This window comes from Slackia heliotrinireducens DSM 20476 (assembly GCF_000023885.1).
In the GTDB taxonomy this organism is placed as follows: domain Bacteria; phylum Actinomycetota; class Coriobacteriia; order Coriobacteriales; family Eggerthellaceae; genus Slackia; species Slackia heliotrinireducens.
In genome coordinates, this window is the sequence record NC_013165.1 from 2,650,640 (window position 1) to 2,663,597 (window position 12,958).

Consider the following 12,958-nt stretch of genomic DNA (forward strand, 5'->3'; position numbering starts at 1 on the left):
GCAGGTTACGACGCCCTCAGGCCTGCCCTGTACCTCAGGGCCGCATCGGCCACGACGAAAGACAGACCCGCCCAGATGCACGCGAAGCAGACCGCATGGGCCAAAGTGAACGGTTCACCGAACACGAACACGCCTATGATGAGCTGCAGCGTCGGCGATACGTACTGGATGAACCCGAGAGATGCCAGCGGGATCTTATTCGCGGCAGCCGAAAACAGCATGAGCGGAATTGCCGTCACCGGTCCGCCCAGTATCAGCAGCGCAGTGGTTTTCCATCCTGCAACGCTCGATACGTCGCCGAAAAACGCATGGGTTCCCGTAATGTGCGCTACCGTTATCGCCAAGCCGATGGCAATCGGCAGTGTAATCGTGTTCTCTACCGCCAAGGCTTCGAAGGACGGATAGCCACCGTGCTTCTTGATGGCGCCGTACACGCCGAAGCTGATTGCCAGGGCAAAAGCCAGCCAGGGGAACCGACCGTATGACACAGTGAAATAGGTCACGCCCAAAGTGCACAAAACCACGGCGATACACTGCATAGGCGTCAGACGCTCCTTGAACGCCACGCGTCCGATGAGAACGGAGACCAGCGGGTTTATGTAATATCCCAGCGCAGCTTCGACCACGTAGCCGTTGTTCACGCCCCATATGTACATGCCCCAGTTCGTGGCGATGATCAGGGCGGCAGGCAGCAGATGGGCCCAGCCGCGACGATTGCTCAGCAACCTGTAAGGATGCAGACGAAGGACGGCGCACACCACGATTGCAGTTGCGAAGCACCAGATGATGCGATGGCAGATGATCTCGATGGAGTTGACGTCGACGAGCATCTTCCAGTACAAAGGGAACAGGCCCCAAAGGATATAGCATGCCAGACCGGCCAACGTGCCCGTTCGTTCCTCCCGCATATCCGCCTGCCCAGCCGCCACTGGCGCTCCCCTCTTCATCAAGACGTTGCAGAAGGATACACGCACCGAATCTGGCGTTCGATGGAATTCGGGTTTTAGGTCAGCGAAATCCAGCCATCGGTCATACCTGAACCACGGGTTCTACATGCCGCGGAGCACACAGGTGAATGTGATTGAGCCGGATTTCCAACCGACCTTAATGGAGCCGCGGTATCGGGTGCAGATGCTTTCGGCAACCGACAGGCCGATGCCGTACCCCTGCTGGTTCTCATGGGATTCGTCTTCGCGGTAGAACCTGTCGAAGAAGCGTTTGTAGTCGACGTCGGCGCCATCGGCGTAGGTGTTGGAGACCATGAGCGTGCAGCCGCGGCCGACGCGCTGAGGAATCAGGCGCACGCTGATGGTACCCAGCGGGTCGCAGTATTTGACGGAATTGTCCAGCAAAAGGCACGTAAGCTGTTCCAGCGATGCCGCCGTGCCGACGACGCTCACATGCTCGTCGAGGTTGGATTCCAGCATGACGCCGCGGGTCGAGGCCAGCGCGCGGAACGACTCCACCGACTCGCCGACCACCTTTGTGGCATCGATTTCCGAAATATCGCCTTCGCTGATCTCGCGTTCGGCGCCGCGGGCGATGGTCATCAGGTCCCGGACCATGCCATCAAGCCGGTCCACCTGGCGCAACGTGGACTGGGTCCATTCGGTTTCTCCGGAAATCATCTCGGTCACCTCGGTGTTCGCACGAATGACCGAAATAGGCGTCTTCAGCTCATGGCTTGCATTGGTCATGAACTTCTGCTGACGGCGGGCGTTTTCCACTTCGGGCTGGATGGCCCATCCGGACAGCACGACGACGCAGACGAACGTTGCCAAAAGCGCGATAATGCTCACCAGGACGGTGTTGACTCCCGTGTTGTGGGCGATGGCCAGCTGGTACGAGTAGTCCAAAAACACCACGATAGAGCCCCCGTCAGGCGTTGCTCCCTCCTTGTAGACATAGCCGTTCTTCTGGGAGAGGCCGGCCAGCTCGTTGGGGCTGGATGCCTCGTCGGCCATCTGGACTGCCGCATCCCAATCGATGGAAGCCACGTGGGTCAGGTCCACGTCCCTCACGTTGCCGTCGGCGTCGAAGAACACCGCGAAATAGCGCAACCCTTCGAGCGCTTCCTGCTGATAGGGGGCATCATCGATGCTTTCTACCTTTGGCGCCACGCCGCCCGCCTCGATGATCACATCCAAGGTGCGCTCGGCCTGCTGCATGGTCGACGTCAAGGCTGCCACGTAAGACATGGTCCCCATGAAGCAGATGACGATGAAAAAGCTTACCATGAAGATGGCGATGAAGGTGCGGCGGAGCTTGGAAATGGATTCGGGCGTCATTGCAGGTCGCCTTCCACCAACCGATATCCGGCCTCGCTGGACTTCACCATGACATTGGATTGGATGCCCTGCAGCTTGCTGCCGAGATAGCGAATGTACAGGTCGACCGTGGCAGCATCCGCATCATCTGCGGCGCCCCATACTCGACCCAGCAAAAAGTCCGCAGACAGGTCGCGGTCGGTATTCAGAATAAGCGTGCGCATGAGCTCGAATTCCTGATGCGAGAGACGCACGCTGTTGCAGGCCGCCAGCTCGAACGTCTCCGCATTCAGACGGACATTGCCGAACGACAGGTTGCCAACGCCGTAATCGGTGTTTCGCCTGTCCAGCGATTTAATGCGCGCCACCAGCTCCTTCATGGCGAAGGGCTTTGACAGGTAGTCGTCAGCGCCGGCCTCAAGACCAGCCACTCGGTCGTCGACCTCGGTTTTGGCCGTCAGCAGGAGAACCGGCGTCACATCGCCTTCTGCACGCATGTCCTTCAAAACGTCGAGGCCGCTTCTGTTCGGCATCATGATGTCAAGAACCACCACGTCATACCTGCTGCTGGCAAGCGCCTTTGACGCTTCCACCCCGTCAAAACACGAGGTCACATCGAAGCCCTGGTGCTTCAACACAGCGCTTACCGCTCGATTCAAATCGCGGGTATCTTCAGCGTAAAGGACTCTCGAAGACATATGCTTCCTTTCGTATGCAAGGCGCCGTGTGCGTTACCGCGCGGCGTTGCGGTCTTCCAAAATCAGGTCCCGAATCGCCTGCATGGACAGGTCGGTCGAGGCCAGCTCGTCAGCACAGCGTTTGAGCTCGGCCACGATGAGCCTCTCTTTGGCGGAGGGCTCCTTCTTGTATTTCATCTGGTGTTCGAGGGCCGCCCAAGACTCCATCGAGATGGTCCGCAGCTGGACCTCGACGAAGAAGCCGCCTGCGCGGGGCGTTCCCGGAGTCAGCAAGGCACAGCCGGCAGGCGCTCGTCCGTCGTTCGTTCGAAGGATAAGGTGCAGGCTGCGGTAGCCGTTGGACTTTGCCTCGCGGATGTAGTCCTTCTCCTCGAAGATCTCGAATCCGGGTAGGTCCCGCAAATGATCCCTCACCAGATACACGTCGCTCGGAAATGCACAGACCACCCGCACGCCGATGGCGTCGTGAATAGTCAAAAGCGCCGATGCGGCGGTTTCCGGAAGGCCACGGCGGCGGCATTTCTCGCGCATGGACTCTTCGGACTTGATGCGCGACACGCAATGGTCGACCGGACTGAGGCCCGATTCCATCTCCAAGCTCTGACCTAGGGTTTTTATTGAAGTTACTATTTCCTGACGCAAGGCTTCCATGACTTCGAGATTATCGCCGTAAATGGAATCGCGAATTTCGGTTTGCACCAAAGCAGCTCCTGTCGGTTGATGCACATGTGGCGGATTCATCCTATCACAGCAGCCCGATCACCTTCAGGCGGTCAACGTATCGTTGCCAAACCCGTGGAGCGCCATCACAACCGAACGAGCCGGATGTCAGCCGTTATTTTTCTTGGATCAGCGCTACCAGCAGCATGGCGATGCAGGCTGAAGCCGCCACGGCCAGCAGCATGCCCGCATAGCCGCTCAGCCCTGCACCTGCGGAAACGAACCCGACGAAAACGGCAGGCGCAACAGTGGTGCCGATTTGGCGGATCAGACTCATCGTGGCGATGGCCGACGAGCTCTCGCCTTCAGGAACGGCATGCAACATGAGGTAGTTCAAAGGCGTACCCATGGTAAAGCCCATACCCAGACCCACCAGCGCAAGACCGAAAACCATAGCCGCAACGCTCGGATGCGCCGTCACGAACAGCGCCAGGAACGCGTACCCCGCTGCACTCACCAACGAACCGCCGATGAATACCGGTTTTGCACCGTGCTTGTCGATAATCTTGCCACCCATAGGCGGCCCCACCACCGCGAAAACGCCGAGAATGGCCATGTAATAGCCACCCGAACCCGTCTCGGCGCCAAGCGCCGCTTCGGCGAATTCGGGAATAAGCACCATGCTGATGATGACGCACCCCACGAAAAACGACGCGGCCATGAGCAACGCGATGTTTCTGTCCGTAAAGTACTCCAGATGGAACATGGGATAGAAAACCGAGCGCTCAACCAGAACGAACGCGACGCCCAGCACCAAGGCGGTCGCCAGGGGCACCCAGGTAGATGGACGGCCGAGACTCTCTTTCAGTGCAAAAAAGTCGAGTCCCGTCAAGCCCAGGAGCAGCAGCACCAGAAACGCCACCAGCAGAATCGAACCGGGGATGTCCAACCTGCCGCGGACCTGCCGATCGTTGTCGGGAAGCCACAGCACCGCCCCCGCCTCCAACAGCGCGCACACCGGCACGCACATGAAGAAGGCCCAGCCCCAGGAGTCCAAGCCCACCGCCGCTACGACCAGGCTCCCGACTGCGGCACCGAGCACGTTCGAAATGCCCGAAACCGCCGCCGCCATGCCGAGCCACATGCCCCGCTTCTCTTCGGGAGCGGACACGCCCATTTCCGCCGTTGCAACAGGAATGATGCCTCCGGCGCCCGCCGCTTGAATCACACGCCCGACCAGCAGCAGGACAAACGAGCCCGCTACCTGCGACAATCCGCACAAAAGCGCACCTGCGGCAAACACCAGCAAGCAGACGGAGAACACCTTCTTGCGCCCGTGTATGTCGGCGAGCTTGCCGGAAACGGGGATGAGAGCCGCGTAGAACAGAGTGTAGATGTTCACCATCCAGATGCCCATCGAGCTGCCAAACCCCAAATCGGCCTGGATGACGGTGCGCAACGGGGCGATAAGTCCCACATACAAGCCGCCAATCAGCAGCCCCGCCAGATAGACCGCAGCTATGCGGCCGAATTTCCGTTGTTCCACGATGATTGAATCCCCACTGAATACGCGCCAATCCTTCGTCTACGCATATTGCCAAACCAGCAGCACCCACGCAGCCGCAATACCCATGTTTAACAAACCGACCACACACGACCCATATGCCCGTCGGGGTTGCTACAATACGGACAACACCGAAACTCTCCGACGTACGAAGGAGCAGCTCATGGCCAGCATCGTCGACTACATCCGCAGCACCGTGGACGGTTTCGAAACCAAGCCTATCAACAGACTGGACGGCCTGGTGTTCTCGTGGCTTGCGAACCTGCACATCCCCGAAGACGAGCCGAAATCCTTGACCGACGAAGGCATCACCATCGCTGAGCTGGGCAATCGCGCCGACCTGCTGGGGTTCTGCGCCCCCGCATACGACTCGAAGAACTCCGAGGCGCTGCTCAAGGCCTGCGCCGCAAGCTCCCGCTTCGGCTCCGTGACGGTATGCCGCGCCGCCGACGAATGGTCCCGTACGGCCGAAAAGCAGTTCTCGGCCCTCACGTTCCTGCTGCCCCAAGGTGCGTTCCTCGCGTTCCGCGGAACCGACAACACGCTGGTGGGCTGGAAAGAGAACTTCAACATGGCCTTCCGCGACACCGTGCCCTCGCAGGAGGAGGCCAAGGCCTATGTGGAACGCATCGGCAACGCGCTGAAGTGCTCTTTGTGGCTGGGCGGACATTCCAAGGGCGGCAACCTGGCGATGTACGGCGCGGCGTTCTGCGATCCGCTGACCCGCCTGCGCATCGAGCGTGTCTTCGCCTTCGACGCCCCGGGGTTAAGCAAGCAGGCCGTCGCACTGTCGTTCTGGAACGACACCGTGGGGCTCATCGACCGCACCATGCCGGAAGAATCGCTGGTCGGTCTTCTGTGGAGCACGCCCGACGTCGAAGCGACCATCGTGCAGTCCACAAACATGAGCATCCTGCAGCATTCGCCTTTCAGCTGGACCGTCGAAGGCGACGACTTCGCAACCGTCAGGGCGCTTTCCTACGACGCCTACCGCATGGGCAAGCGCATCAACGGATGGATGGAAAGCCTGTCGGCCTCTGACCGGGAGCGGCTCGTCGAGCTGCTGTTCAAACTGGTGCGAGCCACGGGCGAGCCCACCGCCTCGGGCCTTCTGCAAAGCCTTGCCACCAACTCGCTCGATCTGGTTTTCCAGCGGCTTGACGGATTGCCCGCAGACGACCAGGCATTTTTCAAGAATTCCCTAGAAGATTTGGCCGCAACCATACTGCTGGGACCGGCACCCGCCAATCCGCAGACGCCTAGCGAGCGCGCCAACGCCGCCGTGGACAAGGTGGACGATCTGACCGCGAAATTCAACAGCACCCAGGCCAAGCTGGATAAGCTGCTCGGTCTATAAACCGTTTGGAACGGGACGGGGCCTCCGCCGACTCGTCATTCGCCGTCGGATTCGTCGTCGGCTCCTTCATCGTAGTAACCGTGCTCTTCGAAGTCGCGAAGCTCCTTGCGGTTGAGCTCCCGCGTCTGGGCGCGAAACATCTTCCAATAATCGCGCTTCATCCCGTTGCGCTTATTGCGGGATTTGGAGCCGGCACGCAGATGGACGTTGTATTCCGTCCATGCGGTCAGGCCCAGTCCGGGCTTTCTCACGGCAACCACCTCCTCGTCTCGATGTCGTGACGACATTATGCGGATCGGGAAGCGGCCGCATTGCGCAACAACCATGCGGAAAGGCCGACCCCTCCCCCGATGTGGCGGTTCATACTTTTGCTACTATGGCCTTGCACAAGCGAAGCAGCCCACGACCGGAAGAGCCAAGCAACCCCATGTTCCCGCTGAAGCCCGACAAAGACATCCAGGCGCGTACCGTCGCCATATCCGCAGATGGCAGGACCATTCCCGCCCTTGTGCTGTCGCCGATGCAAGGCGCCCGAAAAGCCACGGGCGTGTTATGGATCCATGGCGGAGGCTATTTCTTGGGCATGAAGGAGATGGTCCACATGTCACGGGCGGTGGACCTTGTGAAGCGGTTCGGAGCGGTGGTGGTGTCCCCCGGGTACCGCATGGCGCTGCTGCATCCCTATCCCGCAGCCGTCGACGACTGCTATACTGCCCTGGCGTACCTGTACGAACACGCCGATGAGCTGGGCGTCCGCCGCGACCAGATTATGGTGGGTGGCGAAAGCGCCGGCGGAGGCCTGTGCGCGGCGGTCTGCATGATGGCCCGGGACCGGGGCGTCATCCCCGTTGCGTTCCACATGCCCCTCTACCCCATGATGGACAACTTCGACACGGAAACGTCCCGCGACAACCACGGCCGCGTATGGAACACCCGCCGCAACCATCTGGGTTGGCGGCTTTACCTCCGCAGCCACGCCCATGACCAGGTCTCGCCCTACGCGGCGCCGGGACGGCAGACCCGTTACGAGGGCTTGCCGCCCGCCTATACCTTCGTCGGGAAAGGCGAGCCTTTCTACGCGGAGACCCTTGCCTACGTAGAAAACTTCCGGGCCGCCGGCGTTTCGGCCCAGGTCGACACCTACGACACCGACATGCACGCCTTCGACATGCTGAATCCGAGCGGTCCGGAATCGGCCAAGGCCATCGCAGCGTTTCTCGAACGGTTCTCCTACGCGCAAGCGCACTGCTTTGCAGACGAAACCGTGCAATAACGGAAAAGGGCGGCTCGACGGCCGCCCCATTGCTATCTGAACAGGCTAGATGACCTCTGCCCGTTTCTCGCGGAACCATGCGGCCAACTCAGGCATGCCTTCGCCCGTACGCGCGCTTGTCACGAAGATCGGCATATCCGGATGCAGCACGCGGGCCTGGGTCTTGAGGGCCTCCATGTCGAAATCCGGGTTGAGCGGCAGGTAGTCGCACTTGGTCACGATAAGGGCATCCGCTACGGCGAACATGGGCGGATACTTCATGACCTTGTCCCATCCTTCGGGAACGGAGAGCAGCATGACGCGCAGGTGTGCGCCCGTGTCGAACTCCGCGGGGCACACCAGGTTGCCGATGTTCTCCAGGAACATGTAGTCGTAATGCTCGCCGCCGAAGGCCGCGTAGGCCTTGCGCACCATGTTCATCTCCACATGGCACACGCCCTTCGTATTGAGCTCCACGCTCTGGACGCCGGCTTCTTTAATCTTGAGGGCGTCAACGTCGCTTTCCAGGTCGGCCTCGATGACCGCCAGCTTCGGCTCGGGCTCGCCGGCGGCTGCGGCATCTTCGCGAAGCTGTTTGATTAGCGCCAGAAGAATGGTGGTCTTTCCAGCTCCAGGGCTTGCCATCACATCGACGAAATAGGTGCCTTCCGCAATGCGCTCCGCGCGGAAGTCGTCGGCCTGGCTCGTGTTCTCAGCCAGAATGGACTGCTTGATCTCTATGACTCGCGTCTCCTTCATGAGACCTCCCGTTCCTTGTTGTTATGAACTGCAAAGATTGTAGCACTCGTTGAGCAGTCTAGCGCATGCACCGCAGAAGTCCACCATGAATGGACAATCCGCTGCAATTGTCTCGCCCCAAAGGCGCCATGCCGAAACGCCTTTGGTAGAATCCTGTTCATGCGAAAACCGCTCGACATACACGATGTGGAAGCCGCAGCCGCCAATCTGGCACGGCGCGCTTTCGCCAACCGCGGCATAATCTCCTGGGGCATCACCCTGGGCTGCGGCAAACGCTGGCAGGACGTCGACAAGAAAGAGCTTCTCACCGTAGGCGAACAGCTGCCGCCCTACGCCATCGGCCACGATGAGCGCAAGGCCCCCTTCCCCATGTTGGAAGACGGGACGGAAGTTCCCAGAATGCTCGTGAGCTTTACCGATGACAACGGGGTATGCCTGTATGCCTGGGCAATCGCGGATGAAGCCAGCCCTGTGTTGGGGCTGGGCGCCGATCTGGCATCCACCGAAGACTTCGAGGGCGGCCCGTCCGACGACCGGCTCGTCAAGCTGCTGCTCAACGACAGAGAAAGGGAGATTGCGAAGACCATCTGCCCAGATGATTTCATATCGGGATACGCGGCGGCGTTTTCCGCCAAGGAGGCCGCGTTCAAGCGCACGGCCCGCGTCCTGCGCACCTGGTACGAAACCCACGATGAGGAGTTGTTCTTCGAGGTCCGCGATTTCGAAATGACCGAACCGGGCCTGGAGCGGGGCACCGCCCGAACGGGCCGGGCCCAAACAGCCTGCGACAAGTTAGGCATATCCCGTATCGAAGTGCTCCACGATCCGCTGCCCGGCGCCGTGCTCACCTTCGCGCTGGCGCTTCGCTAGAGCATGCGGGAGGAAAGACAAGCCGTGAACGTATCCGTGCTCGGGGACTCCATATCCACCTTCGAAGGGTACAACCCGCCAGCCAATGCCGTGTACTATTACACAACCCGGCTCAAGGCGAACCATCTGGACACCGTCCACGATACCTGGTGGGGACAGGTGATCGACCACGTCGGAGGCGAGCTGCTGGTCAACGAGTCCTTTTCGGGGTCCCTTGTGGCGGGGCGGGGCTTTCCCGCAGGCTGCTGCCCCGAACGCTCGCAGGGGCTCGACGCACACGGCGTTTGCCCCGATGCGGTGCTCGTGTATTTCGGCATCAACGATTACTTCAGCTGCGTTCCGTTATCGCAGGGCGCGTCTGCGCATGTGCCGGATACGACCTGTTTCGACGGGGCCTATGCCGCCATGGTCGACAACGTGCTTGCCGCATACCCGGACACGCAGATGTACTGCGCCACGTTGATGCGCGGCCACATTCCCGACTCCCCCACCTGGATGTTCCCAGGCTGGCGGTTCCCTACGAAGAACGCTTCGGGCGTGGCGCTGGCAGAATACAACGACGTCATCCGCCAGGTGGCGCATGCCCGCCCCGACTCCGTGCACCTTATCGACCTGGCCGCCTCGCATCTGACTTACGAGACCATCGACGGCCTGCACCCCACGTCCGCTGGACACGCGACCATGGCCCGTCTTTGGATCGACCGGATGGAAAACCAAGCGTAGCTTGTCACGCTTGAGAAGCGTCCTGTTCATACCATGCAATCAGATAGTCCACGACGATGCCGTAGGACTGCACGCCGGCTTCTTCACCAAAGCCCCGCAGGTACGTGTTGTTGACGGCGTCGCCCACATCCTCCAGCGACCCCTCATAGGCGTCGTAATGGGCACGCGTGTCCGACGAATCGGTCAGCACCAACGCCACGCCCAGGGCGTTTTCGCCATCCATCGCGTCCTCCAACAGCTGGCCCGCAAGCTCGGGGTCGGCCCGGTACAGCGCGCTGTAACAATATGAGAAAGCGTTGTAATAGCCTGAGTATCTGAAGCGTACGTCGTCGCTGGCATCGCAGGCCAGAAACGCGGCGAAGTTGGCCTCTTCTTCGCTGGCGATGCCCAGCCGATGGGCCGCCTCGTGGCACATGGTGAAGGGACGGTCCGCGTTCGCGCAGTTGTAGGCAACGCTTGATTCACCCGTGACGGGCATAAATATGCCCACGTATCCTAAATAGAGATGCGGCTCGCCCCACAGCAGCAGCGCCTTCACCGGAGCATGGGACCCGTCCGAAAACACGTCGTAGCGGCCCTCCAGCGGGCCGTACGCCGCACCGGCGATGGCTCCGAGCTCGTAAAAGTCCTGGTCGGCAAGGTGTCCTTCTCCAGTCCGCGGCACCTGGGGCGCTAGCTGCGCCGCCTGGTTAAGGTAATACCGCGTTGCCTCGGCCAACTGCTCGGCAGAGCTTTCGTGAGTCTTAAGCCCCAGCTCGTCGGACAGGGGCGGCGCGTAGTGGTTGAGCGCCCATCCGCCCACGAACAGCGTCGCCGCAACCGAAACCGCAAGGGCGACCGCTGAAATCCAAGGCATGATTCGCTTCCCGCCCCGCACACGCAGCGCCAACGCAGCAAAAGCCACCGCCGCCAGCGCCACGACCAGGAAGTCCCACAAGGCGACGGGGGCCACGCCTGTGACCGTCGAAAGGATCCCCATCAGCCCTTTCGAAAAACCACGGTAGGCGGGAAAGAACAATTCAGGAAAGCGCCCGGCGGCAAAGCGAATCGCAAGGCATGCGGCCGCCAGCACCGCCGCTACGGCGAAGCGCTCGATGGTTGCGTTGTCCCTTTTTCCGTCCATGGCGGCAATTGTACGCGAACCTTCCGCCCGCACGTTTCCCATCAGGGTTTCCGCATGGTTTCTGCGGCTGTGCCAGCCCCAGAAAAGCCACGGCCGGGGCCATGCACAACCAACAAGGTTGCGTTAACAGCGTGTGACAAATCCCGTTTACCGACACGAACCTACCTATCAAGGGTACAATCGCTACCAACGTTTTCCGATGAACGAGAAAGAGCAGTACCAACCATGACCCTGATCCTACCAGAGGGGTACGACCCCAAAATGTCCGCCCGCGAGACGGAAGAAGCCATCAAATACATCCGCGACACGTTCCAGCGTGAATACGGTCGCGAAATGCGCCTTTCGCGCGTGTCTGCGCCGCTGTACGTATTCCAGAACACCGGCTTGAACGACAACCTCAACGGCGTGGAGCGCCCCGTAAGCTTCGACGTGCCCTGGGCCCCCGACGAGCCGGTGGAAGTCGTGCAGTCTCTGGCCAAGTGGAAGCGCATGGCTCTCAAGAAGTACGGCTACCTGCCCCACGAAGGCATCTACACCAACATGAACGCCATCCGCCGCGACGAGGAGCTGGACAACCTGCACTCCATCTACGTGGACCAATGGGACTGGGAACGCGTCATCTCCAAGGAGGAGCGCACCGAGGAAACGCTGCGCCAGGCCGCCAAGGACATCTTCCGCATCATCAAGCACATGGAGCATGAGGTCTGGTACAAGTACCCCCATGCCGTCCACCATCTGCCCGACGAGATCCACTTCATCTCCTCCGAAGAGCTCCTGCAGATGTATCCCGACATGACCCCCGGGCAGCGCGAAGACGCCATCTGCAAGAAGCTGGGCTGCGTGTTCGTCATGGGCATCGGCGACACGCTCTCCAACGGCGAAAAGCATGACGGCCGCGCCCCCGACTACGACGACTGGCACCTCAACGGCGACATCCTCATGTGGTACGAACCGCTGGGCCGCTCGCTGGAAATCTCCAGCATGGGCATCCGCGTCGACGAGGATTCGCTGCTCGAACAGCTCAAGAAGGCCGGCTGCGAGGAGCGTGCGAACATGCCGTTCCACCGCATGATCCTGGAGAAGGAGCTCCCCTACACCATGGGCGGCGGCATCGGCCAGTCGCGTCTGTGCATGCTGCTGTTGGGCCGCGTGCACGTGGGCGAGGTCCAGGCCAGCATCTGGCCCCAGGACATGATCGACGCGTGCGAAAGCCACAACATCCATCTGCTGTAACGCATCGCTTCCCCATACCGCAACCGCTCGCGGCGGCCGCAGGGACCCTTCCTGCGGCCGCCGCTGCATTGTGCCCGCGGGCATTTCGCCGCATGGTTATGGAAAACGCCCATTATGCGGACATCTCCCTATGCATCGTCCGTTCGAAACGCCAGTGCGGCCTTTACGCTTGCCCCACGCAAGCGTATACTTGCCCCATTGAATTCTGTTTCAGGGCGGGGTGGAAGTCCCCACTGGCGGTAAACCTGCATGGCAAGTCCGCGACCCCGAGGCTGCGGCTTCGGGCTGACTTGGGTTAGATTCCCAGACCAACGGTACAGTCCGGATGGAAGAAGCAGAAGCCCCGCATCTGCGGCGAGCCTGTGTAACCTATGCAAACGGATTCATGCCGACGACCGTGCTCCAAGGAACGGCCGTCAGGAGCATCGTTGCCTTGGGTGAAAGAAAGGACT

General features: G+C 60.7%; 13 protein-coding genes and 1 riboswitch. Of the genes, 5 read left to right on the forward strand and 8 right to left on the reverse strand.

Annotation, left to right across the window (positions count from 1 at the left end; all coding sequences use genetic code 11):
• Positions 1-5 precede the first annotated feature (5 nt).
• The 5 genes from rarD to SHEL_RS11765 all read right to left on the reverse strand — a co-directional run bounded on the left by rarD (position 6) and on the right by SHEL_RS11765 (position 5,171).
• Entirely contained in the window at positions 6-908 is a 903-nt protein-coding gene (gene rarD, locus SHEL_RS11745; protein ID WP_050749584.1) for an EamA family transporter RarD, read from the reverse strand.
• Between the two features lie 141 nt (positions 909-1,049).
• A complete protein-coding gene (locus tag SHEL_RS11750; protein ID WP_012799501.1) occupies positions 1,050-2,288 on the reverse strand; it encodes a sensor histidine kinase in 1,239 nt (412 codons plus the stop codon).
• Positions 2,285-2,965 (reverse strand): response regulator transcription factor, encoded by a 681-nt coding sequence (locus SHEL_RS11755; RefSeq protein ID WP_012799502.1) that lies wholly within the window; start codon positions 2,963-2,965, stop codon positions 2,285-2,287. The genes SHEL_RS11750 and SHEL_RS11755 overlap by 4 nt, the downstream gene beginning before the upstream one ends.
• A gap of 33 nt (positions 2,966-2,998) precedes the next feature.
• The gene (locus tag SHEL_RS11760) at positions 2,999-3,556 is read right to left on the reverse strand and encodes a GTP pyrophosphokinase (RefSeq protein WP_232001601.1); all 558 of its coding nucleotides are present in this window, start codon (positions 3,554-3,556) and stop codon (positions 2,999-3,001) included.
• A 244-nt stretch (positions 3,557-3,800) separates the two neighbouring features.
• On the reverse strand, positions 3,801-5,171 hold the full coding sequence (locus SHEL_RS11765) for an MFS transporter (protein ID WP_012799504.1): 1,371 nt from the start codon (positions 5,169-5,171) through the stop codon (positions 3,801-3,803).
• Between the two features lie 181 nt (positions 5,172-5,352).
• On the opposite strand from SHEL_RS11765, the gene SHEL_RS11770 reads away from it, so the two are divergent.
• Entirely contained in the window at positions 5,353-6,546 is a 1,194-nt protein-coding gene (locus SHEL_RS11770) for an Mbeg1-like protein (protein WP_012799505.1), read from the forward strand.
• A 35-nt stretch (positions 6,547-6,581) separates the two neighbouring features.
• On the opposite strand, the gene SHEL_RS11775 is transcribed toward SHEL_RS11770, so the two are convergent.
• Positions 6,582-6,797, reverse strand: coding sequence for a hypothetical protein (locus SHEL_RS11775; protein WP_012799506.1), 216 nt, complete (start codon positions 6,795-6,797; stop codon positions 6,582-6,584).
• A gap of 176 nt (positions 6,798-6,973) precedes the next feature.
• On the opposite strand from SHEL_RS11775, the gene SHEL_RS11780 reads away from it, so the two are divergent.
• Positions 6,974-7,819: an alpha/beta hydrolase gene (locus SHEL_RS11780; protein WP_012799507.1), complete on the forward strand. Its 846-nt coding sequence runs from the start codon at positions 6,974-6,976 to the stop codon at positions 7,817-7,819.
• Between the two features lie 45 nt (positions 7,820-7,864).
• On the opposite strand, the gene hypB is transcribed toward SHEL_RS11780, so the two are convergent.
• Positions 7,865-8,557 (reverse strand): hydrogenase nickel incorporation protein HypB, encoded by a 693-nt coding sequence (hypB, locus tag SHEL_RS11785; protein ID WP_012799508.1) that lies wholly within the window; start codon positions 8,555-8,557, stop codon positions 7,865-7,867.
• Positions 8,558-8,716: 159 nt separating this feature from the next.
• Between hypB and SHEL_RS11790 the strand changes: the two genes are divergently transcribed.
• The gene (locus SHEL_RS11790; protein ID WP_012799509.1) at positions 8,717-9,427 is read left to right on the forward strand and encodes a 4'-phosphopantetheinyl transferase superfamily protein; all 711 of its coding nucleotides are present in this window, start codon (positions 8,717-8,719) and stop codon (positions 9,425-9,427) included.
• Positions 9,428-9,451: 24 nt separating this feature from the next.
• A complete protein-coding gene (locus tag SHEL_RS14575; protein WP_012799510.1) occupies positions 9,452-10,150 on the forward strand; it encodes an SGNH/GDSL hydrolase family protein in 699 nt (232 codons plus the stop codon).
• 4 nt (positions 10,151-10,154) lie between these two features.
• Here the strand turns inward: SHEL_RS14575 and SHEL_RS11800 are convergent, their stop codons facing one another.
• Entirely contained in the window at positions 10,155-11,315 is a 1,161-nt protein-coding gene (locus SHEL_RS11800) for a DUF3810 domain-containing protein (protein ID WP_041422584.1), read from the reverse strand.
• A 183-nt stretch (positions 11,316-11,498) separates the two neighbouring features.
• On the opposite strand from SHEL_RS11800, the gene asnA reads away from it, so the two are divergent.
• A complete protein-coding gene (gene asnA / locus SHEL_RS11805; protein ID WP_012799512.1) occupies positions 11,499-12,506 on the forward strand; it encodes an aspartate--ammonia ligase in 1,008 nt (335 codons plus the stop codon).
• 202 nt (positions 12,507-12,708) lie between these two features.
• A riboswitch (FMN riboswitch) is annotated at positions 12,709-12,847 on the forward strand.
• Positions 12,848-12,958: the final 111 nt, after the last annotated feature.